This window comes from Kitasatospora sp. NPDC005748, assembly GCF_040630735.1.
Lineage (GTDB): Bacteria > Actinomycetota > Actinomycetes > Streptomycetales > Streptomycetaceae > Kitasatospora.
Window position 1 is genome coordinate 119,755 of record NZ_JBEXYD010000014.1, and the last position, 25,954, is coordinate 145,708.

The following is a 25,954-nucleotide window of genomic DNA, read 5'->3' on the forward strand; positions in this document are numbered from 1 at the left end:
AGGAACAACGTGGATCGGAGATAGAAGGGTCGTTTGGTGGCCGGGCTGCTCGGCTTGACCCGCGCTCGGGTCGTTGCCGGGAGGACGGGGCCGGGACGGGTTCGTGCGGGCGGACTTCGCGACGTACGTGTGGCCGCTGTCCATCGTGGCTTGCCTGGTGACGTTCCCCACCCTCGTGCTCCTTCTGGCGGTGGCGCCGAGAGCGGGCCGGGGTGGTGGGGTGGGAGCCGTCGTCGCGCTGGTGCCCAGTGCCCTCCCGCTGCTGGTCGGGCTCATGTTCGGGTCCTGGCCGGCCGTGCTGCTGGTGGTCCTCCAGGTCCTCTACGCGTGCTTTCTGATGCCGGGCTGCCTGGACTGGAGGCACGAGCGTCCCTTGGACGACTGACGGTCTCGGCGATGGGGTGAGCCCCCCGGAGACCACCCCGTAGGGGGCCCATCGCTGCCGTCGTCACCTGGGGCGAGGTCCCGCCCCGCTTCGTGCGCTGGCGGGCCGAGCAGCAGCGCGGTCGGCGGGGGGCGTCCCGGCGGCCCTGCTGAGGGTGGCGCGGAGGTCGAGCCGCTCGCCTGCGGAGAGGAGCGCCACGCCCTTCCCGGGACGGCGGGCCGGCAGCCGCCGGGCCGAGCGGTGCCCGACCCACCACGGGCGGGAGACGATTCCGGCCATCGTCGGCTGCGGCGAGGCGGGCGGCACGGGCTGGTGGGGGCCGGCGTCCGACGGCCCCGCACGATGCCGGTGGAGGATCCCGCGCCGGGCGTCGAACCGGCCCGCCACCTGGCTCCGCCGCGGCCACGGCGGGCGGGGGCGGGCCCAGCGGTCCGAGGCCTAAACGGGCGCCGCCGCCGCGTACCGGCGCTTCTCCGGTGCCGCCCGCTCGCGACTTCGCCGGTCGTGGTCGGCGCGGGGAGCGGAGTGCGGCGCCCGGCGGGTGCGGGCGCGGCCCCGATCGTGCGGGCGTGTCCGGGCGGGGTCGGGCTGCCGAGCGGGCCCGGTGCCGGTGGCCTGTGCCGGGTGGCGGAAAGTCTCGGTCGGGGTCCAGTCCGATTGGTGCATGACAAGCATGGCTGCTGAGGATAGAGACAGGCCCGGCCCGAGGCGGAGATGCGCTGCCGACGTCAGGCCGAAAGCACGTGACGGCCGGTCAGCTGCTGCTGTCGGCAACGGTACAACCGGGCATCCGTCCTCCGGTGCGGTGCACGCCGCACCGGGGCGCCGCGCCCCCGCCGTGGTCCGGGCGCCCGAGGACGGGCCGGCCACCGGGCACCCGACACGACAGGCAACGTCCCTGTCCGCCCAACCCCGAGGAGCGAGATGAGCAGCATCCTGTTCGTGCATGCGAGGGGCGGTCCGCCCCTGGAGTACGCGGTCCCGCGCATGGCGGCGCACGGCGAGGTCCATCTGCTGGCGCTCGCGCCACTGCCGCAGGTCACGGCGGACACCTGGCGGCCGGCCTGCGCGTCGGTCACCGAGGCGCCGCCCTCGGGCGGGACGGCGCTGGTCGAGCTGATCGCCGACCACGCCGAACGCGTCGCGGCGCGGGCCGTGCTGACGTTCTCCGAGTACGCGGTGGTGGCCGTGGCCCTCGCCTGCCGCCGCCTCGGGCTGGCCGGCCCGGGGGAGCACGTCGCGGCGGCCCGCGACAAGCGCCTGATGCGGCGGATCTGGCGTGACGCCGGCGTACCCGTCCCGGGCTTCGCCGAGATCCACGGCGCCGCCGACATCGACGAGGCGTTCCGACGGCTGACCCCGCCGCTGCTGCTGAAGGCCGCGTGGAGCGCCGGATCGACCGCGCACCTCACCGTGCGCGACGCCCGGGAGGCGGGCCGCGCCTGGCGGCTCGGCCGGTCCGTGATGGCCTCCTCCGCCGAGGAGGGATACGCCGAACTGCACGCCGCCGACGAGGGGGTGAGCGACTTCCTGCTGGAGGAGATCGTCACCGGCGGCACCCGGGGCTGGTTCGCCGATCCGGGCTGGGGCGACTACGTCAGCGTGGAGGGCATCGTCGCCGGCGGCGTCTACCACCCGCTGTGCCTCACCGGCCGGCTGCCGACCGTCCCGCCCTTCACCGAGCGCGCGAGCATCGCTCCGGCGGACCTGTCCGAGCCCCTCCAGCGCCGGATCGAGGCGGCCTCCCGGGCCGCCGTGGACGCGCTCGGTCTGGACACCTGCGCCACCCACACCGAGATCAAACTCGCCCCCGGCGGACGGGACATGTGGCTGATCGAGACCGCCGCCCGGTTCGGGGGCGTGATGACGACCCGGCAGGTGGAGGCCGTCTTCGGACTCGACATGATCGGCATGCTGACGCGCGAACTGCTCGGGCGGCCCGTCGCCTACCCGCCCGCCATGCTCACCGGCGCCATGCTCACCGGCGCCGGGGGCAGCGGGGCCGCCGGGGCCGCCGGCTCGCTGGTGATCCTCGCCGCCGACCGCGCGGGCGAGCCCTGGAGCGAGCAGCCGCGCTGGGACTTCGACGCCGTGGACTGGACGGACCTGCTCAGCCCCGGCTCCACGATCGAACCGGTCCGGGAACGCAGCCTGCCCGCCGGCACCCCGATGCCCGCGTACGAGCGGGCCGAGGGCGCCAACACCATGGCTGCCCTGTGCTTCCTGACCGCAAGGTCGGCGGACGTCCTGGTGGCGGACTGCACCCGGATCATCGAGGCGTTGCCCAAGGCACTGACCGGCCACCTGACGACCGGAGCGAGCCGGTGACCGCCCACCCCGGCGCGTCGGCGGGCGCCGCCGACCCGCAGACGAACGCGGCGCCGAACGAGGCCACGAACGCGGCGCCGGACGGCGCGCCGCTCGGCACGGAGACCGACGCGATGCTCGGCACGGAGAGCGACACGGACACCGGCACCGAGACCGGTGCGGTGATCGGCGCGCGTCTCACCATGCCGCTCTTCGAACGGCTCTGCGGCACGCTCGGCGGCCATCCCTACGTCAAGGTCGTCGTCGACCGGCACAAGGCGCTGTGGCACATCCTCGACAGCGCCGTGCACCCGTTCCACGTCGACTACATCGCCACCACGATCGAGGGCCTGACCCTGGAGGAGCTCGACGCCGACCTCGACGGCTTCAACCGGAGCGTCTACCAGGACCCGGACCGGCGCTTCCTGCTCGGCGTGCTCTCCCTGCACGCCGGCGACCAGGCGAACCGGCCCAGCCAGGCCGACCAGCCCAGCCGGTCGACCGAGCCGTTCATGGTCCTGGAGACCACCGAGGCGGACACCATGGGCGCCGACCTGCTCACCGAGTTCCACCGCTTCGTCCGCGAGCACCTCGACCAGTCCCTCGCCCTGCTGGTGAAGCCGGCCAACCACGCGCAGGAGAACGCCCTGGCGGCCGTGCCCGAGAGCGTCCTGCCCCGGACCGGCTCGGACGCGCTGCTCGCCGCGCGGCCCTTCGTCCCGCTCACCCTGGGCTCGGCCACCGGCCGGCTGCGCGCCTTCGCCGACGCGGACGCGTACCGCGCCGCCCGGGCGGACCTCACCTGGTACGACATCGTGGCCATGCCGGTCGTCCCCGACGACATCCCCCGGCTGGCCGGCCTGGTCAACGCCCTGCCCACCACTCCGCTGTCGCACACCAACATGCTGGCCGCCGGCTGGGGGATACCCAACGCCATCGTGCGCGGCGCCCTCGACCGGATCGCCGCCGACGACCTGGACGGCGGCTGGGTCCGCTACGAGGTCAGTGCCGACGGCGTCACCATCGAGCGGGCCGAGGAGCCGGCCGACCTCACCCAGCCGGTCTGGCACACCCAGCGCATCCGGATCGACGCTCCCCGGGTGGAGGACGTACCGATCGTGCCGCTCTCCCGGCTGCGCGCCGGGGACCGCCGCGGCTACGGCACCAAGGCGGCCAACCTGGGCGAACTCCACCACGTGCTGCGCCACGGATCGGCCCGGCTGACCGGCTACTACTCGGTGCCCCGCGCGCCGCGACCCGACCTGCTGGGCCACCTGGCCGGGCGGCTGGGGGTGGCCGCGGACGCCGACCTCGTCCAGGCGGCGGCGGACTTCCTGTCCCGGCACGTCAGCGCGCCCGAGGGGATCGCGGTGCCGTTCGCCGTCCAGCAGCGCTTCCTGGACTCCTCCCGGGCCGTGCAGCAGAGCATCGGCAAGCTGAAGATGGCGCTCGAACTCGGCGCGATGGACGCGGTCGACTCGGTCTGCGTCCAGCTCCAGCACCTCATCGTGGCCACCCCCGTCCCCGACGACCTGGTGCGGGCGCTGGACGCGCACGCGGTGCGCCACCTCGCCGGCGCCGGGCGGCTGGCGGTGCGCTCCTCCTCCAACGCCGAGGACCTGCCGGGCTTCTCCGCCGCGGGCATCTACGAGTCGCACACCAAGGTCACCGACCTGCCGGGCCTGCTCGACGCGATCCGCCAGGTGTGGGCCTCGCTGCTGTCGCCGCGCAGCGTCCGGCTGCGCCACGAGGCCGGCATCTCCCTGGACGACACGTTCATGGGGGTGATCGTCCAGCGCTACGAGCCGTCCCCGCTCGGTGGGGTGATGGTCACCTGCAACCCCACCAACCGGGCGGACTTCCGCAACGTCTACCTCAACTGCGCGCCCGGCTCGACCTCGGCGGTGGTCGACGGCACCGCGCTGCCGCTGCAGTACCTCTACAACACCGTGGAGGGCGGCGGCCGGACGCTCTCGCTCGGCGCCGCCGCCGAGGACCTCGACGCCGAGACCCGGGCACACCTCGGCCGGCTCGCCCTGGCCGGACGCCTGCTCCAGTCCCACTTCGCCGCCGACTACACCTTCGCCGCACCCCTCGACGTGGAGTGGCTGCTGGCCCCCGGCGGCCGGGTCCACCTGCTGCAACTGCGCCCCTACAACGGCTGAGCGGCCCGCGGAACCCCCCCCGACGCGAAGGAAGGCAAGCCCGTGTCCCTGCTCGGCCGAGCCAAGCGCGGTCCCGCCGCCCCGCCCGGGGTCCGCCGGGTGGTCCGCCTGAACAACGGCTTCCAACTGCTGTTCAACCTGCTGTGGTGGATGCCGGTCTTCTACGAGTACCAGCGGCAGGCCGGCCTGTCGGACAGCCAGATCTTCGGCATCCAGAGCGTCTACTACGTCGCCTTCTGCCTGTTGGAGGTCCCCACCGGCTTCATCGCCGACCGGATCGGGCAGCGGACCTGCCTGCGGCTCGGGGCCGCGGTGATGACGGCCGCCAACCTGGTGCCGGTGGCGCTGCCCTCCGCGACCGGCTTCCTGCTGCACTTCCTGGCGATCGCCGCCGCCCGCTCCCTGGTCTCCGGTGCCTCCAGCGCCTACCTCTACGAGTACCTGCACGCCGAGGGCGCCGGAGAGCGCTACGTGCAGGCGGAGGGCACCGCGCGGGCCCTCGGCCTCTGGGCGAAGATCGCCTGCTGGCCGCTGGTGGGCGTGCTGATGAGTACGGTCCACCAGGCGCCCTACCTGCTGACCGCCGCCTGCACCCTCGGCTCCCTGGCCTGCGCCGCCGCGTTGCCGGCGCTGCCCCCGCCGCCCTCGGCGCCTCCGCCGGCCGGGGCGGGCGCCCGGAACGGCGCGCCGGCCGCGGCCGTGCCCGGCGGCGGGTTCCTGGACTCGGTGCGTCAGGCGTGGAAGGTGCTGCGGACCTCCCGGGCCCTGGGACCGCTGATGGTCCAGGGCGTGGCGATCTTCACCCTGGCCCGGATCTGCCAGGTCAACCTGTTCCAGCCGCTGCTGCTGGCCAGGGCCGTCCCGGTCGCCGACCACGGCGCGGTGCTCTCCGCGATGACGGTGGCCGAGGCGCTGGGCTCCTCCCGGCCCGGCTGGATCCGGGCCAGGCTCTCGGACACCGCGGCCGTGACCGTGCTGAGCCTCGTGATGGCCGGATCGCTGGCCGCCACCGCCCTGTCCGGTGCGGCGGCGACCATCGCGTGGCTGTGCGTGTTCGCCGCCGCCACCGGCCTCGCCTACCCGGTCCAGCGCTACCTGATCAACGCGGCCATCCCGCCGACCCCCTACCGGGCGACCCTGCTGTCCCTGGAGTCGATCATCGACCGCGGGGTGTGCGCCCTGGTGGCGCTCGCCGTCGGCGCCTACCTGGCGGCGGACCGGCTCGACGCGCTGCTCCTGCACGCCGCCCTGGGCACCTGCGTCCTGCTGGGCGCCGTCGCGGTGGCGCTGCGGCTGGTCCGGCGCCGCCCCGGTCCGGGAGCGGACACCGGCACCCCGTCGGACCGGGCGCTGTCCCGGTAGCCGCTCCACCGCGCCCGTCCCGGCAGTGTCCGTGCGGCGAACGGGCGGCGAACGGGCGGCGGGGGCGGCGGCGGGGCCGACCGGACGTCCGGTCGCCCGGTCGGCCCGGGTCACGCCCCCGAGGGGCCGGTCCAGTCGGCCGGCACGTGGCCGAGGCGCACCCGCTGCGGGTGGTCGCCGACCGGTACGGAGACGGTCTTCCGTCCGGTCGCGAAGTCGATCGCGGTGACCTGGTCGGCGCCGCTCTCGGAGATCACGCAGGCCGTGCCGTCGCCGCTCACGGTGGCCCAGTACGGTTTCGAGGCGGGCACCAGCGGGCCCTCCTGGAGCGTGGCCCGGTCGACCACGGTCGCGTAGTCGTCCATGGTGCCGGCGACACAGAGCTTGTCACCGGCCGGGCTCATCGACAGGCCGTGGTGGCGCGAGTCGTTGACCCAGGTGGTGCGGTCCTCGCTGGTCGCGGGGTTCTTCGGCAGGGTCTTGACCCGGGTGATCCGGTCGGCGGCGACGTCGTACTCGACCAGGCCGTTGAAGAAGGACACCTGGAAGTAGAGCGTCGACCCGTCCGGGGTGAACGCCGCCGGGCGGATCGCGTCGGAGAGGTCCGAGCGGCCGGCGGCGTCCAGCCGCTCCCGCATGTCGATGACCCTGACCGGCGCGAACGTGTCGGCGTCGACCACGGTGATCCGGCGGTCGCCCTTCGTCCAGTCCAGCCACGGCGCGTCGAGGGCGGTGTTGACCTCGCCGATCGACATGTTCCAGATCCGCCGCCCGCCGTCGGTGAAGAGGTTCTCGTGGGGCTTGTCCCCGGTCGCGAACGAGCCGAGTTGCGCGCCGGTGCGGACGTCCAGCACATGGACCGTGTTGGAGGTGGAGGCGGAGACCGCCACGCGGGTGCCGTCCGGGGAGAGCGCCATGTGGTCCGAGCGGTAGCCCGACACGGGAAAGCGCCAGTTGATCCGCCCGGTGGCGAGGTCGATGGAGACGACGTCGGCGAAGCTCGGGCGCGAGACGACCACGGCGGACCCGTCCGGGGTGGAGTACATGTCGTCGACGAACTGGTCGTGGCCCTCGCCCGGGCCCAGCCGGATGCCCAGGAAGTAGGCGAGTTTGACGGGGTTGAGGTAGATCTCGGTGAGCCGCTGGTCCTTGTCGGGGACGACGTTGACACGGCCGATCCTGGCCAGGTCACCGGTGGAGCGGATGACGTCCGCGGTGCCGTCCCAGTTGTTGCCGACGAACATCACCTCGCGCAGGGCGCGCACCTGCCCGGGGGCCGGCCCGGCCGTCGCGGCGGCCGGGGCGACGGCGGCGAGGGGCAGGACGAGGGCGGCCGCGAGGGCGCCCACGGCGGCCCTGACGGGCCGGGACCGGCGGGACGGGCGGGCGTCGGACGATAACGCGTGCGGGGACATCGCCGCTCCTTCGCGCAGACGCGCAGAGTGGGGGGTGGGCGTCGGTCGATTGCGTTACTCGACGGTAGGGAAGGCCCCCTCCTTCTGCCAAGACGTCTGCGCGCACCAATTGGGGGAGGGCCACCGCCCGCCGGCGGTGGCCCGGCGCACTCGTCCTGGCCCGGGCCGGGGCCGCACGGCCGCCCGCCCCCGGCACCCGGGCCGGTGCTCACGCCTCCCGGCGGCGGCGGAAGATGGCGCGGATCGCGAAGACGATCGCGACGACGAGCCCGACGGCGAACAGCACGATCAACAGGATGACGACGAGGACGGCTATGCCGAGCTTCTTGAAGAAGCCGCCCTTCTTCTTCTCCTTCTTGTCGTCGGCCGCGAGCGCGGCGGCCCGGGCCGAGCGGTTCTCGACCGGCTGCGCGACGGCGGGCGCCGCTCCGGCCCCCGCCCGGTCGATGCCGGACTCCGCGGGCCGGGCGACGGACCCGGCCGCGTGGACCGCGGCCGGCGCGGCCGCGGCGACGCCCGGCGAGCCCAGCATCAGGCCTGCCAGAACGAGGGCGGGGACGACTCTCGCGATGATGCGCGACTTCACTGTTCCTCCTGCTGTTTCCATGGTGTCCTGCGGGCGCGGCTCTCGGCCTGGGCACGCTCCGTCAGAGGCGGGCGTCCGGACAGCGCGCGGTGGCACGTCGTCAGGGAGGCGCCGCCACCCGGGCGGCGGCGCCCACCCGCGCCGCCGACGCCGGCCGCGGAGTTCGCGCTCCGTCACGGCCGCGGTGGTCCCGGCTGCCGATCCGCGTGCGCCGACCGTCACCCCGGGCCAGGACGTGCCCGCCACCGACTCGGCCCTCCGGGCGGAGCCTGAGCGGTGGGACCACGGTCGCTTCCCCCGGAGCACTCGATCGGCACTGCGTCGGCACGGGCGCGTCGGTGTCGCCACCAGGTCGCGCCCCGGCCGGGCCGGTTCGGCCCGCTGCCAGCCAAAATCTACAGGACTGTAGAGGATGGGTGAAACCGGCCGCTCCCGCCGAGGCCCTCACGGCGCCGCCCCGGCCGTGGTGGGCCGCTGAGGCGGGTTCAGCTGTACGACGGGGCACGGGGGTGTCGGCGGCCGCCGACCCAAGGGTCACGCCCGGCGTACGACGGAGATGGGGAGCGGGCCCAGGTCCGCCGCCGGGAGGGGGGTGGCGGCGGACCCTGGGAACCGCACGGGCGTCGCGCGCGGTCCCGACCGGTCCGGGGGGGGATGGCCCCGATCGGGAGGCGCGACGCCCCGCGGCACTTCTGACCCCGATCGCATGCGGCAAACCCCTGTACCGCGGACGAGTTCGGAAACCGTCTGCCCGGCGCCGCGTCGCGGCGGGCGCCCGCCCTACCCGGTGCGACGCCGCTGGACGTGTGGGCCCGGCCGGTGAGCCCTGAGGGCAGGGCCCCGGGGCGCTGGACGGCTCCGCTCACCGGCGGGTAGAGCCGCAGGTGACGGCGCCCCTGAAGTACGCGCCCTGGCGGGGGAGTCGGGCCTCGCCGGCGGCACCTGCAGAAGCTCGCGGCCGTCCCCCGGCCCGCGGGCCGCGTCCCGCCCCGGGGGCCGTTGGCCCCGGCCGGGCCCGAGCCTAGGCTGTCCGCATGCATCCTCGCCTCGGTGAAGACCTCGCCCGACTGCCCGAACTCCTCGACGCGGTCGGCGATCGCGCCGCGCACGTGCTCGCGGGCCTCGCGGACCGGCCGGTGGTGACGCCCGGCGCGCCCGGGCCCGTGGAGCCGCTGCCCGACGAGGGGAGCGGTACCGACGGCGCGCTGAAGCTGTTCGTCCAGCGCTGGGAGCCGGGGTTCAGCGGCAGCGCCGGCCCCCGTTACCTCGGCTTCGTCACGGGCGGGGCGACCCCGGCCGCGCTCGCCGGCGACTGGCTGACGGCCGCCTTCGACCAGAACGTCAGCAACCGGACCGGCTCGGCCGCGGCCGACCTGGAACAGGAGACCATCGGCTGGCTCCGCGGCCTCTTCGGCCTCGGCGAGGCCCACGCGGGCGTCTTCGTCAGCGGCGCGACGACCTCGAACCTCGTCGGCCTCGCCGTCGCCCGTGAGTGGGTGGGCGAGCGGCGCGGCGTCAGCGTCACCCAGGACGGCCTCGCCGCCCTCGGGCCGGTCGACGTCCTGTCCGGCGCCGCGCATTCGAGCATCGGGAAGGCGCTGTCGGTGCTCGGACTCGGCCGGAGCGCCCTGCGGCAGGTGCGGACGCTGGACGGGCGGGAGGCGGTCGACGTGGCCGCGCTCGCCGACGAACTCGCGGCACTGGACGGGCGTCCGGCCGTGGTGGTCGCCAACGCCGGCACGGTCAACACCGTCGACTTCGACGACCTGCGGGCGATCGCCGCGCTGCGCGAGCGGTACCCGTTCTGGCTGCACGTCGACGCCGCGTTCGGCGCCTTCGCGGCGCTCTCGCCGGCCCACGCGCACCTGGTCGACGGTCTGGACGCGGCCGACTCGGTCTGCGTGGACCTGCACAAGTGGCTGAACGTCCCGTACGACGCGGCCGTGCAGTTCACCCGCCGCCGGGACCTCCAGGTGGCCGCCTTCCACAACGCCTCGCCGTACCTCGGCGCCCCGACCGGCGACCCGGACCCGGTGCACCTGGCCCCGGAGAACTCCAGGCGGCTGCGGGCCCTGCCGGCCTGGTTCGCGCTCACCGCCTACGGCCGGGCGGGCCACCGGGAGATCGTGGAGCGCAACTGCGCCGAGGCGGCCCGGCTGGGCGCGTCCCTCGCCGCGGATCCGGCCTTCCGGCTGCTCGCGCCGGTGCGCCTCAACGTGGTCTGCTTCACCCTCGCCGGGCGGCCCGCGCAGCAGGACGTCGACGCCCTGCTGCGCCGCGTCGCGGCCTCCGGGGAGGCGTTCCTGACAGCGACGGTGTACGACGGGGTGCCCGCGGTCCGCGCCGCCTTCAGCAACTGGCGCACCACCGCGACCGACACCGACCGCGTCCTGGCGGCGCTGCGCGCGGCGGCCGGCGCGAGCTGACCGGCCGCGGTCGGTGTCGGCGCCGGTGGTCCGCACCCCGATACCCGACGCCCCCGACACCCCAGACGCCCCGGAAGCCCGCGGCCCGTCCACCCGGGTGGGGTGGACGGGCCGCGGGCGCCGGAGGGGCGGATGCCTCAGCTCAGCTGGGTGGGGACGGGGCGCCTGCCGTCGAGGGAGGAGACGCCGATCGGGGTGAGGGCCTCGGGGAAGAGCTGGACGTCGGCGATCTGGCCGGCGGCGTACTCGCCGTAGGCGCCCATGTAGAGGCGGCGGCCGAGCTGCAGCGGACCGGTCGCGTTCCAGACCGTGCCCGCGTACTCGGCGGTGCCCGCGAGCGAGCCGTCGACGTAGAGGCGCAGGTCGGCGGAGTCCGCGTCGTAGACGCCCACCAGGTGGTACCAGGTGTTGGTCTTCGGGGCGAGGGCGCCGGTGGTGGGCCCGTAGGCGCTGGTGAAGGCGCCGGCGGTGTCGTCGGCGTGGGCGTGGCCGAAGGCGAACGCGTGGGCGCCGCTGGAGTAGTAGAGCTGGAGGGCGTTGGCGCTGGTGCCGGACTGCGAGACGAAGGTGGAGTTGGCGGTGAGGCTGGTGAGCCGCACCCAGGCGGACACCGTGTAGCTGCGGCTGGTGTCCACCGCCGGACCGGCGGCCGCCGCGTACGCGGTGGAGCCGTTCAGGTTCAGGACGCCGCCGCGGGCCGGGTCGGTGCCGAGGGCGGCGCCGCCGTTGAGGGTGAGCGCACCGGTCGGGCGGATGCTGTCCGCGGTGCCGTCCAGCTTCCACCAGGCCGAGGGCTGGCGGACGTTGCCGATGCCGACCGGGTTCCCGAACTGGGCCAGGCCGCCGGCCGGTGCCGCGCCGGGGTACTCGGTCAGCCGGCCGGAACGGGAGCCGGCGTAGAGCGCCGGGTACCCGGTGCCCTGCACGTCACCCGGGGAGGCGACGGTCGGGGCGTCCCGGTCGCCGACGCCGAGCGGCAGCACCTTCTGCGCGGCGGGCAGCACGTTGCCGGTGGTGGCGGCCCACTTCTGGTCGGCGATGTTCATGCAGTCGTAGATGATCACCTGGGTGCGCGGGTTGCGGTTGCTCGCCGGGTCGGCCAGGCAGCGGCCGGACTGCGGGTTCTTCAGCGTGCCGGGGTACGGTCCGGGGGCCCACTGCTGGGCGCCGGTGTTGTTGCACTGGTAGAGCTGCACGAGGGTGTTGTTGGCGGTCTCGCCCTTCTGCACGTCCAGGCACTTGCCGAGCGCGTGGATGCTGCCGTCGGCGCCGAGCGCGAACTGCTGCGCGTCGGTGCCGTTGCAGGTGTACATCTGGGCCGCGGTGCCGTTGACGGTCCTGCCGCCGGCGATGTCCAGGCAGAGGTTCTTGTTGGCGGTGTCCAGCACGCCGGAGACCAGCGGGGCGTGGGTCGGCGCGGCGATCTTCGTGGTCGGCAGGCCGGCGTCGAAGGTCAGGGGGAAGCTGCTGACCGCGCCGGTGGCGTTGTCCCGGGCCCACAGGGTCGGCACGCCGCCCACGGTGCCGGGGGCGAGCAGCGTGGTGCCGGACCAGTCGCCGGTGCCGATCCGGACGCCGGCCCCGAGGTTGCAGCCGGCCTGGAACGTCCCCGGGTAGTACCAGAGTTCGCCCTTGTCGACGGTGACCAGGTCGGGAGCGTCGGCGAACTGGGCGAGCTTGCCGGGGGCGAGCAGCTGGGTGACGTTCTTCCAGGTGCCGTCCGAGCCCTTGGCCGGGCAGGAGGAGGAGTTGCGGATCGGGATCACGTTCTGGGTGAGCGTGAAGTGCCCGGTGACGCCGCCGGGGGTCACGGCGTCGTTCTGGTAGAGGTACAGCTCGTGGGTCGCCCTGGAGTAGGCGAACAGGTCGTCGACGTTGGTGCCGGTGGCGGTGCCCCGGTGGGCGACCAGGTAGTTGTCCCACCCCGTGCCGTCCGGGCTCTGGGCCTTGGCGGAGGCGCTGACGGGCGGTCCGGCCGGGTCGGCGTTGCCGCGGACCAGGACGAGGTCGCCGTCGGTGGTCGGGGCGAGCAGGTCGGGCACCGCGTCGCCGTCGGCGTCGCCGGCGGTCACCTTGGTGGCCGGGTTCCAGGGCGCGAAGAAGCTGTACTGGCCGACGGTGCCCTGGGTGTTGCCGGCGTTGTCGACGGCCCGGACGAACAGGGTGTGGGCGCCCCACTGGGCGGCGCTCAGCACGATCGGGACGTCGCCGGTGGCGCTGCCGCCGGTGGTGGGAACGGCGTTGACCGCCGCGGCGCCGTTGGCCGGGATGTTGGCGTCCAGCGAGTACTCGAAGCGGTCGATGCCGCTGCTGACGCAGCTGCCGCGGGTGCAGCCGGTGGGCGTCGGGTCGTTTGAGGTCACCGTGATCTTGACGCCGGTGTCCCCGGCGTGGCCGGTGGGCGCCTTGTCGCCGCCGAGCGGCGGGAAGACCGGGGAGTCGGTGAAGGACGGGATGCTCGGCGCGCTCAGGTCGGTCTTGAAGTAGCAGTTGGCGGTCCAGCCGCTCGCCAGGGTGCCGTCCTCGGCCTTGACGTGCCACCCGTACTGGTGGCCGTCCGCGACCTTGAAGCCGATGTTGACCCGGGTGGTGCCGCCGTTGCTGACCCAGCTGCTGACCGGGGCGCCCTTGTCGGCCGAGCCGCCGTCGGCGGCCGCCGTCTTGGTGTCCCAGACCTCGTACCGGGCGCGCAGGTTGACCCCGCTCATGTCGGTGGTGAGGTGGGCGTTGAGGGTGATGTCGGAGGCGTCCCCGGCCAGGCCGGACTGCCCGATCCAGCCGTCGGCCGCGCCGGCGCAGCCGTTGCTCGCGGGGGCGCGGGTGGCCGGGGTGGTGCCCAGGGTGTCCGGCGTCTCCGGGGCGATGTCGAACACCGTGGTCAGGTAGGGGTTGTTGGCGAAGCGGACGAAGTCGTTGTTGCTCGTCGACTTGGACTCGTTGCCCCAGAGCCCGAAGGTCCAGCTGTCCTTGACCCCGGAGAGCTTCCTGATCTGGCCGGTCACGTCGAAGTTGACGTCGTGGTTGCCGCACTTCTGGCTGATGTTGGAGCTCTTGACCTGCTGGGTGCCGCCGATGTAGCCGTCGCCGGTGATGTCCGGCTGGTTGTTCCAGCTGGTGGAGCCGCTGATCGGGGTCACCGTCGCGAGCCGGACGCCGGTCTCGTTGTCGCAGTCGAAGGAGGCGCCGTAGGTCGAGGTCAGGTGGACCACCGACTTGGAGATCACCATCTTCTTGTCGAGGCCGGCGATGTTCAGCTCGTAGTAGGCGCGGTTCAGGCCGAAGCAGTCCTGCCAGCGCTGGTAGCCGACGCCCTCGCCGTTGTCCTGCGCGTCGTCGTAAGGGCTCTGGCTCGCGCAGCCCTCCTTGACGGTGACGAAGTGGCTCTTCTTGCTGGTGATCGGGCTGGTGTACGGGTCGATGTACAGCGGCCAGACGGTGTCGGCGCCGCGGAGCAGGCCGGCGTCGGGGACCAGCGTCAGGGTGTCGGCCGCATGGGTCACCGCGATCCGCTTGACCTGGGCGGAGCTGCCCGGTTCCTCGGGAGTCGATGCCGTGGCGGGGGCGCCGTCCGCGGGGGCCTCCGCCTGCGGTGCGGCTTGCGGTGCGGTCTTCGGTGCGGTCTTCGGCGCCGCCTTCGCGGCCGGGGCCGGGTCCGCGGCGGCCCCGGCCGGGGCGGTCGTCGCCGAGTCCCACATCAGCGGGGTCGGCGAACGGAAGACCGCGCTGCCGTCGGGCGCGGTGACCGCGACCCGGCCGTCCTGGTCGGCCGTCAGCGACAGGCCTCCGCCGACGGAGGTGGTCAGCTTGAGCGAGGCGAGCGCGGGGTTGGCGGCCGCGGCGGCGTCGCGCACGATCAGGACCTCGTGGAAACCGCCCTGGTCGGTGCTGGTGACCTTGAGGTCGACGCCCGGCAGGACGCCGTCGTAGCGCGCGGTGCTGCCGTCCACCACGGGAGCGGGGAGCGGGAACGGGAGGGTGTAGGAGAGCCGTCGCCCGTCCGGGTCGGTGAGGGTGGCCAGTGGCCCGTCGCCCCCGCCGGAGAGGGCCAGCGCGGAGGGGGTGGCCGCGGGGGAGAGGGTCCCGTCGCCGTTCCTGGTCAGCGTGGCGTCGACGTCCCTCCAGTGGCCGTCCTCGCGCACCCGGGCGGGCTGCAGGTGGGTGGTGGCGGTGAAGGTGCCGTCGGCGTTGGCGACGGTCCGCGAGGTCTCGGTGGTGAGGCTGTCGACGGTCACCGGCCGGCCGGTGCGCGCGGCCTCGGCCTTGGCGGCCGCCAGCGGCGAGTCGGCGGCCGGGCCCGTCGTCGTGCTCGCGGATCCGGTGGCCGGATCGTCCGCGAGCGCCGGTCCGGCACTGCCGAGCAGCAGGCCGGTGACGGCCGCCGACAGCGCCAGACGGCGTGTCAGTGTGCGCGCCGGATTTCTCCGGACGCGGAGGTGCTCCCCCATGGATCGCCCTTTCAGGGACCGGAGGCGGACGAACCCGGGCGCCGTTGTGTTCCTCGTCACAGAACGGACCCCCGTGGCCCCCCGCCACGTGTCGGAATTGCGGTCTTTACTCACCCCTGGCGCCGCCTGTGAAGACTCTTTGGGGTCTGTGTGACGGAAGGGGACAGAGTGACTGCTGGGGAAGGGTATTGCTCTGACCCTGCCATGGCAATACGGTTCCCGTCGGCCGAACGTGCCGTCAGCTGGTGATTCGTCAGTTCACCGGCTCTCTGATGTGCCTTCAGGGGGAATACGCATGCGCGCAGGACCGCGCGGAATTCGAGGTGCCCGGAAACGGGCCTGGATGGAACGGGCGACCGTCGCGATAGCGGCGGCCGCCGTCTTCTCGTTGGCGACCCCGCTCGCCGTCGCCGACGTCGTCGGCGGCTATCAGTACACGGACAAGCTCTGGGGCGCGGACCCGCTCCCCGACCAGGCGAAGGTCCCGGGCAGCCCGGTGAGCGGCCGGGGGGCGGTCGTCCCGGCCCCCGTGATCCCGCCCGGTGCCCGTGAGTTGGTCCCGCACGTGGTGAAGCCCGTGCAGTGGCCGGCGGCCGCGACCGCCACCGTCGACCTGGGGAACACCCCCGAGGTGCGCAGCCTGGCGGCGCCCGCCGGGAAGGCGAAGGCCGGCAGCCTGCCGGTCTCGGTCTCGCCCGCCGCCCCCGCGGCGCTCGGTGCCCGGGCCAAGTCCCTGGCCCCGTCGGTCGCCCCGCTCAGCGCCGTCTCCTCGGTCCGGGTGGACCTCGCCGACCGGGGCCGGGCCAAGCGGGCCGGCGTGGACGGCCTGCTGGTCGGCCTGGACCGGGCCGACGCCCGCGCGGAGAGCGGCAGCGTCGCGGTCTCCCTCGACTACGGCGGCATCGAGCAGGCGTACGGCGGTGGTTGGGCCTCCCGGCTGCAGCTGGTGGCGATGCCCGCGTGCGCGCTCACCACGCCGCAGCTCGCCGCCTGCCGCACCCGCACGCCGATCGAGGCGGTCAACGACCCGGTCGGCCGGAAGCTGAGCGGTACGGTCGTGCTCGCGGCGGCCGGTGGCACCGCCGGGGCGGCGAAGCCGGGCAGCGCCTTCGCCGCCCCGGCGGCGCTGGCGGCCGCCCGGTCCGGAGGGGTCGCGGTGGCCGCCGTGGCGAGCAGCGGCGGGTCCCAGGGCGACTACGGCGCGACGTCGCTGTCCGCCTCGGGTGCCTGGTCCGCGTCCGCCTCGGGCGCGTTCACGTACCGGTACCCGATCACCGCGCCCCCGTCCCTGGGTGGCGCGGCGCCGACCGTCGGACTCGCCTACGACTCGCAGTCGGTGGACGGCGAGACCTCCGCGCGCAACTCGCAGTCGTCCTGGGTCGGTGACGGCTGGTCCTACAGCCCCGGCTTCATCGAGCGCTCGTACAAGACCTGCAAGGACCAGGGGATCGAGGACTCGGGCGACTCCTGCTGGGCCGGCTGGAACGCCACGATCTCGCTCGGCACCCACAACGGCCAGCTGCTGCGGGACTCGGACGGGACGTACCACCTCCAGACCGACGACGGCACCAGGATCGAGCGGCTGACCGGAGCCACCAACGGCCTCTGGCAGGGCGAGTACTTCAAGGTCACCACGACCGACGGCACCGCCTACTACCTCGGCCTCAACCACGCTCCCGGCGGCAGCACGGACGACGCCACCGGCAGCGCCTGGGGCATCCCGGTCTACCACCCCAAGTCGGACGATCCCTGCCACAGTTCGGACAAGGGCGACGACTCGCAGTGCGACAAGCCGGTCGGCTACCGGTTCAACCTGGACTTCGTGGTCGACCCGCACGGCAACGTGCAGCGTTACGACTGGTCGACCGAGTCGAACTACTACAACATGGGCTTCGGCCAGATCCCGGACGAGGACAAGGACGACAAGGGCGGCACCCTCACCCAGTACACCCGGGGCGGCCACCTCACCCAGATCTCCTACGGCTACCAGCTGGCGGACGCCCGGGCGGGCCGTGAGCCGGCCGCCAAGGTGGTCTTCCGCACGGCACAGCGCTGCACCACCTCGGACAGCGTCTGCAAGGACGGCAACCTCTCCTCGGACACCGCCGCCAACTGGCCGGACACCCCGTACGACCTGAACTGCCCCTCCGACTGGAAGACCAAGATCGGGGAGGAGGGCGACACCGACGGCGTCTGCCTGCAGAGCGGTCCCACCTTCTGGCAGACGTACCGGCTGAAGGGCATCGACACCAAGGTCCGGACCTCCTCGGGCTGGCAGGACGTCGACAGCTACGAGCTGAAGCAGGTCTTCTCGGACGCCGGCGGCACCTACGACCCGGTCACCGGCAAGACCCAGGACCCGAAGTCCAGCGGCTCGCTGCAGTCGGTGATGTGGCTCTCGGAGATCGTCCACACGGGCAAGGACACCTCCGCCGGGGGCGACGACCCGATCTCCCTCGACCCGGTCACGTTCGTCGGCATCGAGACGGACAACCGGGTCGACGGCCTCACCCCGGCCGCCCCGCCGCTGTTCCACCCGCGGATCTCCAGCGTGCAGACCGAGACCGGCGAGTCCGTCGCGGTCACCTACCGGGCGCCGGAGTGCTCGCGCGAGAAGAACACCATGCCGGCCTCGGCCGACTCCAACACCATGGCCTGCTACCCGGTGTTCTGGAACACCCCGGGCGGGAAGGACCCGATCGAGGACTGGTTCCACAAGACCCTGGTCTCCAAGGTCACCTCCAGCGACCGGACCAAGGCCGGCTCGCCCGCCAAGGTGACCGACTACACCTACTCGGGCGGTGCCGCCTGGCACCGCGACGACTCCGAGCTGACCGACGACAAGCACCGGACGTGGAACGAGTTCCGCGGCTACCGGACCGTCACCACCACCACGGGCGCCGCCCCGGACCCGACCACCCAGAGCACCGTCTCCTACCTCCAGGGCATGGACGGCGACTACCGCAAGGACGGCACCCGGCGCAGCGCGAAGGTGACGAACTCGCTCGGCGAGGAGATCACCGACAGCGCCTGGCTGGCCGGCACCCCGTTCGAGAGCCAGGGCTTCACCAAGGCCGGCGGCACCGTCGTCACCAAGACGCTGACCGACGTGCCGGACTCGGTGGTCGTGGCGACCGCCGGGCGCACCGCGTGGACCTCGGAGGACCCGAAGCCGGACAAGCTCTCGACGCTGCCCGACCTGACGTCGCGCCGGGTGCGCTCCAGCGGCAGCCGTTCGCTCGGCCTGCTCAGTGACGACCGCACCTGGCGGACCTCCCGGAGCGGCACCACCTTCGACGACCTCGGCCGGATCTGGAAGGCCGACGAGCAGGGCGACCTGTCCGTGCCCTCCCAGCGGACCTGTACGGTCACGACCTACGCCGACGCGCCGTCGGCCAACCCGATGATGCTGGTCTACCCGAAGGAGACGCTCAGCCTCGCCGGCTCGTGCGACACGAAGCCGGGGCAGGGCACCACGCTCAGCCACAAGCGGGTCTACTACGACGGCGACGGGACGGTCACGAACCCCGGCACCCTGGGCCGGCTCGGCCAGCGCTCCGGTTCGCTCGGCCTGGTGACCGCCACCGAGTCGGTCACCGGCTACGACAAGGCCGGCAACCCGCAGTTCCAGGTGCTCGGCGCGATGGCGTACGACCGCTACGGGCGCGTCAGCGACAGCACCGACGCGGCCGGCCGGACCACCACGACCACGTACACGCCGTCCACCGGGCTCCTGCCGACCGCGGTGTCGACCGAGAACCCGCTGAAGTGGAAGGCGACCAGCACCGTCTCGCCGGGCCGCGGCTCGATCACCCACGCGGCCGACGTCAACGGCCGGGTCACCGACTCGGCCTACGACGCCCTCGGGCGCCGGGTGAAGGTGTGGATGCCGGGGCGGAACAAGGCGACCCAGTCGCCCGACCGGACCTTCGCGTACGCGGTCCACGGCGCCGGGGACAGCCCGGACCCGTCCACCGTCACCTCCAGGACGCTGCGCGAGGACGGCACCTACAGCACCGAGGTCACCTTCTACGACGGGACGCTGCAGGCGCGGCAGACCCAGACGACCACCGCGGACAACTCGGTGGGCCGGCTGGTCTCCTCGACCTTCTACGACTCCCACGGGTGGACCGTCTCCGCCATCGCGAGCTACTACGACGCGGCCAACGCGCCGGGCACCTCGATGTGGGCGGAGACCAACAAGACCGGCCCGGCGGTGACCCGGACGTCGTACGACGGCCAGGGCCGGCCGGTCACGGTCCAGCAGGTGTCCTTCGCGAGCACGCTCTGGCAGACCGCCACGACCTACCGGGGCGTGGACCGGGTGGACGTCACGCCGCCGCCCGGCGGCAAGGCGACCACGGCGTACACCGACGCGCTCGGCCGGCGGAGCTCGACCGTGGTGCGCGACACCACGCCGGACCGCAAGCTCACCGGCGGCAGCGTGATCGCCTCCGGGACCTCGGTGGTCTCCCGCAGCGTCCGCCTGGCCATGCAGGCCGACGGCAACCTGGTGCTGACCGCGCTGGTCGACGGGAAGTCCCTGTGGTCCTCCGGGACCGCCGGCCACCCCGGCGCGTACGCGAGCGTGCTCGCCGACGGCAGCCTCGTGGTGCTGGACACCACCGGGAAGACCACGCTCTGGACCAGCGCGAGCGGCGGGCACACCGGCGGCTACCTCAAGGTGCAGGGCGACGGCCGGGCCGTCATGTACGACGGCGCCAACACCCAGCTCTGGTCGGCCGGCCCGGTGGGTGCCGCGGCCGCGGACATCACCACCACCTTCGGCTACACCCCCCGCGGCCAGGTCGAGACGGTCAAGGACACGGTGGGCAACACCTGGTCCTACACCTACGACGTGCAGGGCCGGGTGGTGGCCCAGACCGACCCCGACAGCGGCAGCTCCAGCAGCACCTACGACCCGCTCGGCCGGGTGCTGACCGTCAAGGACGGCCGCGGCCAGGTGCTGTCGTACAGCTACGACGAACTCGGCCGCAAGACGGCGGAGTACACCGGTGACACGCCGGGTGACCCGGCGAAGGCGCTCGCCGAGTGGACGTACGACTCGCTCGGCAAGGGCATGCCGGTCTCGTCCACCCGCTACGTGGGCGGCAAGAGCGGCAGCGCCTACGTCAAGAAGGTCAACGGCTACAACGCGGTCGGCCAGCCGACCGGCACCACCACGGTGATCCCCGCGGTCGAGGGCAACCTCGCCGGGAGCTACAGCACGACGGCCTCCTACACCGAGACGGTCAGCCTGCTGGCGTCGACCACCTTCGGCACCGAGGCGGGCCTTCCCGCGGAGACGGTCGGCTACGGCTACAACCTCCAGGGCAAGCTGGTCGCGATGGGCACGCCCAGCCGGCCGTACATCGCCACCGTCGCCTACAGCCCGCAGGGCCAGGTCCTGCAGACCACCCTCGGGACACCGAGCAAGCAGCTGCGGACCGCGCAGACCTGGGACCAGGCCACCGGCCGGCTGGCCACCAACCGGGTCACGCTGCAGAGCAACACGGCCAACCCGATCTCGGCGACCACCTACGGGTACAACGCGGCGGGCAGCGTCACCGCGGTCTCCGACGTCCAGTCCAGCGGCGGCACCGACCGGGTCACCGACACCCAGTGCTTCGGCTACGACGCGCAGAACCGGCTGACCACCGCCTGGACGGACACCAAGGGGCTGGGCGCGGTCACGGCCGGGCAGCTCACCAAGTGCGCCACGGCGGCACCGTCGCCGGGCACCATCGGCGGGCCGTCCCCGTACTGGCTGGACTGGCAGTTCAACCAGCTCGGTGACCGGACCCAGCAGGTCGCCCACGATGTGAAGGGGGCGGCCACCAAGGACGTCACCCAGACCATCACCTACCCGGGCGCCGGCGTCACTCCCGCGAAGAAGCCCAACGCGGCCAGTGCCGTCACCACCACCGGGCCGTCCGGCAGCACCACCGTCGTGCCCGACTACGACAGCGCCGGCAACACCAGGACCCGGACCGGGCCCGGCACCAGCCAGGCCTTCGAGTACAACGAGGAGGGCCGCACCAAGGCGGTCACCACCAACGGCACGGAGGCGGGCTACCTCTACGACGCCGACGGCAGTCTGCTGATCCAGCGCAACCCGGGGACCAACCTCCTCTACCTGTTCGGCGGCGCGGAGCAGCTCAGGCTCGACACCGTCAAGAAGACCGTCACCGGCCTGCGGTACTACCACAGCCCGGACGGCACGGTGATCGTCCGCTCCTCGGCCGGTACCGTCAGCTACCAGCCGACCACCCCGCACGGCACCGCCCAGCTCCAGGTCGACGGCGCGAGCCTGGCCGTCGTCCGGCGGGCGTACGACCCGTACGGGAACGCGCGCGGCGCCGCGCCCGCGGCCTGGGCCGACAACCGGGGCTACCTCGGCAAGCCCACGGACGCCACCAGCGGGCTGGACCTGCTCGGGGTGCGCGTCTACGACCCGATGATCGGACGGTTCCTCACCGTCGACCCGGTCTTCGAGTCGGGCGATCCCAACCAGATGGGCGGCTACGGGTACGCGGCCGGCAACCCCACCTCCGGCAGCGACCCCAACGGCCTCTGGTGGAGCTGGGGCGACGTCGGGAGCTTCTTCACCGGCGTCGGCGACTCGATCGTCGGCGACCCGTACCAGTGGAGCGTCAACACCCTCTCCGACTGCTGGAACTCCTTCGCCGACATCGCCAACGGCGACAACCAGGTGTTCAACGACATGTTCGGGTACTCCAACGAGTCCCCGTTCAGGCTCGGCCACACCGGGTACGTGGACGACACGCCGCTGGCGGACCTGTTCGAGGTGGACACCAGCTCCACCTCGTACTTCGCGGGCCAGGTCACCGGTGTGGTCGGCTCGTTCGCGATCGACGGCTACGGCGCGGTCAAGGCGATCAGCGGCGGCGTCAAGGCCGTCAAGGCGATCAAGACGGCGGTGTCCGAGGGAGAGGACGTCGTTAGCGCGGTCAAGAAGCTGCTCTCCGGCGACCTGCCCACCACCACCAAGGCGGACCCGGCTCCGACCACGCCGAAGACGGAGAAGCCGAGCAGCCCGAAGTCCGGCACCGGCAAGGGCGGCGACGACCCGGGCGCTCCGGCCTCCGAGACGCCGGCGGCCGGCAAGGACGCCGGGCGCCCCAGCGGCGGCGGCTCGCCCGACAGCGGTGGCGGCGGCACCGGTACCAAGGGGCCGAAGCCCGGCAAGGCGGAGGACACCCTGGCGGGGGCGAACCCCGGCGGCTACACCGACAACTGCGGCGCCTGCGCCCAGGCCGGCGACAGCCGTCTCGCGGGCACCCACGACGGTGCCACGGCCTGGGACAGCGGCATCCTCGCCCCGGAGGAACTGGAGTACAAGTACGACTCCCTGTTCCACATGACCGAGGGGGTCGACGACATCAGCCACCAGCTGACCGTGCTCGGCTACGGCACCCGGGGCATCGTGTTCGGCTGGACCGACGGCGTCGACGTCGGCCACTACTTCAACGTGGTGAACGACGCCGGTGTGATCAAGTTCCTCGACTACCAGAGCGAGACGCACGCCGTGACCTCGCAGTGGGAGAATCTCGAAATGATGATCACATGGTGGTGAGCCAGGAGAGGAAGCGGATGGTGAGCATGGACCAGGAGTCGGCCCGGCTGGCGGCGGACGCGTACTGCCGCGAGCGGGTCCGCGGCTGGGACGAGCGCGCGTACCGGCTGCGGATCGACGAGACGGTCGCCGTCGAGGGCGCCTACGTCTTCGGCTACCTGCCGACGGTCCCCGACGCGCGCGGGCGACTGCGGGTCGGCGGGAACCTCCCGGTGATCGTGGACCGGGAGACCGGCGCGTGCCGCTTCGTCGCCGGCGTCACGGAGTACTTCGCACTCCGGGACGCGGCGAAGCCGCAGGACTGACCCCTCCCGAGGCCGGTGCCCGGGTGCGCTACGGCGCACCCGGGCACCGGCCTTTCGCGACGGCCCGAGCGGACCACCCCGTCGGAGGTGGCGAGGCCGGTGACCTGGGCATGGCTGGAATCTGTCGCGCAATATGACCTGTGACATTGTTCTGATGCCCATTCGATGGCAGGATCCGTGTCGATTTCCTTCGTTCAGCCCGACCTCACGTCAGGCTGCCCCCACTCGCAGAAGGACTCAGCGTGCAACTGCGCACACGGCTCTCCACCCTCGCGGCCGGCGTCATCGCCTGCTGCGCCACGGCCACCGCCGTGCTCCCGGCCCAGGCCTTCGCGGCACCCGCCGCCGACGGACCGATCCGGATCGCGACGGCCACCCCGGCCGCCGCGGCCGCCTTGAGGCCGGCCGGCCCCTCGGGCCCCGGCGGGGCGACAGCCCGGTCCGAGGACCTCGCCGCCCCCGCCGTCCCGATATCCCCGGCGCTGCTCAGCGAGACCCTCATGGGCGAGCCGGCCCCGGCCCGCCCCGATTCCGAGGCGGCGCGCTCCCGTTCGGCCGCGCTCGCGGGCGCCGCCGAGCAGAGCTGCACCCCGGCCGACTTCGCCGCCCGCTCCGGTGCCGACCTGGTCGCGTTCCTCAAGAGCTCGACCACGGACTGCGTCTCCTCGCTGTTCGGCAACGGCAGCGCCGACCCGGGCATCTTCAAGCAGGCCCGGATGCTGCCCGTCGCCGCCGCGTTCAAGGACCTGGCGGCCGGCTACACCGGCGACAACTCGACCGGCATCCTGCAACTGGTGCTCTTCCTGCGGGTGGGCTACTACATCCAGTCGTACTACCCCGACGCGACCGGCCCGTACGACGCCACGCTCACCAGCGGCGTCAAGGCCGGCCTGGACGCCTTCTTCGCCGGCGCCCGCTGGCACGACGTCACGGAGAACAACGGCGAGGTGCTCAGGGAGGTGCTGACGCTCACCGACAGCGCCAACATCCAGGGCGCCTACCTGAGCGTCTACCAGCGGGTGCTGGACGACTTCGACAACTCCTACAACGCCCTGCCGAAGATGGTCGGTGCGGTCAACTCCGTGCTGCGGTTCCCGCTCTGGCGGGGCAACACGAACCCGGCCTTCGTCAGCGCGCTCGGCGCCGACCCGCGGCTCGTCACCTCCCTCGCGAACTTCGCGGTCAACCACAAGGACCTGCTCAGCGGCCCCAACGCCGTCCTCGACACCAACGCGGGCAACGACCTGGCCCGGATGGCCGGGACGAGCGCCACCGTCGAGGCGGTGGCCAAGCCGCTGGTCAAGCGGGTGCTGGACGCCGCGCCGCTCCTCACGGCCGACGCGCCGCTGTACGTCCACACGGCCTTCCAGGCCACCGTCTACGACAACGGCCAGTGCTCGTACTACGGCATCTGCGACCTGCCCGCCAAGCTCACCGCGGTGGTCCTGCCGCACCAACTGGTCTGCGACAACCGCACCATCCAGACCCAGGCGCTGTCGGCAGCCGAGCTGGCCACCGTCTGCGCCAGCCTGCGCAACGAGGACGCGTTCTTCCACAACGTGGTCAAGGACAACGGTCCGATCCCGAACCAGTACGACAAGACCGTCACCCTCGGGGTCTTCGCCAACAAGACCGACTACACCACCTACTCGTGGGCGATCTTCGGCAACTCGACCGACAACGGCGGCCAGACCGTCATGGACCCGACCGACCCGAACAACCGGGCCGCGAACGTCATGTACCAGAAGGCGTGGAACAACGGCGACCCCGCCCGGGTGTGGAACCTCAACCACGAGTACACCCACTACCTGGACGGCATCTACGACATGAAGGGCAGCTTCGCCACCCAGACGTCCGTCCCGGACATCTGGTGGGTCGAGGGCCTCGCCGAGTACATGTCCTACAGCTACCGCGCCACCACCGACACCGACGCGATGGCCCAGGCCGCCAAGCACACCTACAAGCTCAGCACGGTCTTCCAGAACACCTACGGCAACTCGGACTCGACCCGTGTCTACGCCTGGGGCTACCTGGCCGTCCGCTACATGCTGGAGAAGCACCCCGCCGACGTCCAGGCCATGCTGGCCCGCTTCCGGGTCGGTGACTACACCGGCGGCTACGCGGTCTACAACGGCCTCGGCACCTCCTACGACGCCGACTTCGACGCCTGGCTCACCGCCTGCGCCGCCGGGGCCTGCTACGCGGCGGGCCCGACCGCGCTGTTCGACACGTCGGTGAACGGCGCCACCGTCAGCGCGACCGAGCGGTCCGTCCAGACCGGCCCGGGTCGGATCACCGCCTGGCACTGGACCTTCGGCGACGGCACCTCCTCGGACGAGCGCAACCCGAGCCACACCTACGCGGCCGCCGGCACCTACACCGTCGCCCTGACCGCGACCGACGACACCGGCAGGACCGCCACCACCCCGGCCTCGGTCACCGTGACCGCCGCCCCGGTCACCCTGCCGAACTGCACCGAGCAGCGCGCCGACGCGATGGGCCGGAACTGCTCGCGCACCGGCCGCGCCGCGACCGCCGGCAACACCGACTACCTGTACGTCTACCTGCCGGCCGGCACCTCCACGCTCAAGGTCACCACCTCCGGCGGCACCGGGACCGCGCACCTGTACTACAACCCGGGCACCTGGGCCTCGCCCAGCGCCTTCACCGTCTCCTCCACCGGCGCCGGGACCACTCAGTCCCTCACCGTCACCAACCCGACCGCCGGCTACCGCTACCTCAGCCTGTACGCCGTCACCGACTTCAGCGGCGTCACGGTCAGCACGCAGTTCTGACCCCGAGACCGTTCACGAGCGGCTCCCGGCGGGGTCCGACCGAATCCTCATCGGGACGTGTCGGCGCCGTCCGGGAGCCGCTCGGTCCGACGGCGTGATCCACATGCGGACCCTGCACCTCGGCCCGGAGGAACTGCTGGTCGCCGCCAAGATCGCGGTCAACGCG

The 25,954-nt window shown here is 73.1% G+C and carries 11 protein-coding genes; 8 read left to right on the forward strand and 3 right to left on the reverse strand.

Translation table 11 applies throughout. The features are described from left to right. The first annotated feature begins 220 nt into the window (after nt 1-220). The 4 genes from ABZ495_RS14120 (at nt 221) to ABZ495_RS14135 (ending at nt 6,219) form a co-directional block, all read left to right on the forward strand. Entirely contained in the window at nt 221-385 is a 165-nt protein-coding gene (locus ABZ495_RS14120) for a hypothetical protein (RefSeq protein ID WP_359812146.1), read from the forward strand. A 924-nt stretch (nt 386-1,309) separates the two neighbouring features. Beyond that, nucleotides 1,310-2,713, forward strand: a complete 1,404-nt coding sequence (locus tag ABZ495_RS14125) for an ATP-grasp domain-containing protein (RefSeq protein WP_359835901.1) — start codon at nt 1,310-1,312, stop codon at nt 2,711-2,713. Then, nucleotides 2,710-4,857 (forward strand): PEP/pyruvate-binding domain-containing protein, encoded by a 2,148-nt coding sequence (locus tag ABZ495_RS14130; RefSeq protein ID WP_359835903.1) that lies wholly within the window; start codon nt 2,710-2,712, stop codon nt 4,855-4,857. Before ABZ495_RS14125 ends, ABZ495_RS14130 begins: the two co-directional genes overlap by 4 nt. A 42-nt stretch (nt 4,858-4,899) precedes the next feature. After that, on the forward strand, nt 4,900-6,219 hold the full coding sequence (locus ABZ495_RS14135; RefSeq protein WP_359835905.1) for an MFS transporter: 1,320 nt from the start codon (nt 4,900-4,902) through the stop codon (nt 6,217-6,219). Between the two features lie 110 nt (nt 6,220-6,329). Here the strand turns inward: ABZ495_RS14135 and ABZ495_RS14140 are convergent, their stop codons facing one another. Together ABZ495_RS14140 and ABZ495_RS14145 are read right to left on the reverse strand one after the other, a co-directional pair. Further along, nucleotides 6,330-7,568 carry a YncE family protein gene (locus ABZ495_RS14140; protein ID WP_359835907.1) on the reverse strand — a complete coding sequence of 413 codons (1,239 nt, stop codon included), beginning with the start codon at nt 7,566-7,568 and terminating at the stop codon, nt 6,330-6,332. 274 nt (nt 7,569-7,842) lie between these two features. After that, complete coding sequence (locus ABZ495_RS14145; RefSeq protein ID WP_359812394.1) at nt 7,843-8,220, reverse strand: hypothetical protein; 378 nt, start codon at nt 8,218-8,220, stop codon at nt 7,843-7,845. Between the two features lie 1,034 nt (nt 8,221-9,254). Between ABZ495_RS14145 and ABZ495_RS14150 the strand changes: the two genes are divergently transcribed. Further along, nucleotides 9,255-10,646: a pyridoxal-dependent decarboxylase gene (locus ABZ495_RS14150; RefSeq protein ID WP_359835909.1), complete on the forward strand. Its 1,392-nt coding sequence runs from the start codon at nt 9,255-9,257 to the stop codon at nt 10,644-10,646. A 137-nt stretch (nt 10,647-10,783) separates the two neighbouring features. Here ABZ495_RS14150 and ABZ495_RS14155 read toward each other — a convergent pair whose 3' ends face one another. Then, entirely contained in the window at nt 10,784-15,091 is a 4,308-nt protein-coding gene (locus ABZ495_RS14155; protein WP_359835912.1) for a LamG-like jellyroll fold domain-containing protein, read from the reverse strand. A 343-nt stretch (nt 15,092-15,434) separates the two neighbouring features. Between ABZ495_RS14155 and ABZ495_RS14160 the strand changes: the two genes are divergently transcribed. The 3 genes from ABZ495_RS14160 to ABZ495_RS14170 all read left to right on the forward strand — a co-directional run bounded on the left by ABZ495_RS14160 (nt 15,435) and on the right by ABZ495_RS14170 (nt 25,788). Next, nucleotides 15,435-22,688: an RHS repeat-associated core domain-containing protein gene (locus ABZ495_RS14160; RefSeq protein ID WP_359835915.1), complete on the forward strand. Its 7,254-nt coding sequence runs from the start codon at nt 15,435-15,437 to the stop codon at nt 22,686-22,688. Next, a complete protein-coding gene (locus ABZ495_RS14165) occupies nt 22,679-22,993 on the forward strand; it encodes a hypothetical protein (protein ID WP_329485193.1) in 315 nt (104 codons plus the stop codon). Before ABZ495_RS14160 ends, ABZ495_RS14165 begins: the two co-directional genes overlap by 10 nt. Before the next feature lie 242 nt (nt 22,994-23,235). Then, nucleotides 23,236-25,788, forward strand: coding sequence for a collagenase (locus ABZ495_RS14170; protein ID WP_359812085.1), 2,553 nt, complete (start codon nt 23,236-23,238; stop codon nt 25,786-25,788). The last annotated feature ends 166 nt before the right edge of the window (nt 25,789-25,954 follow it).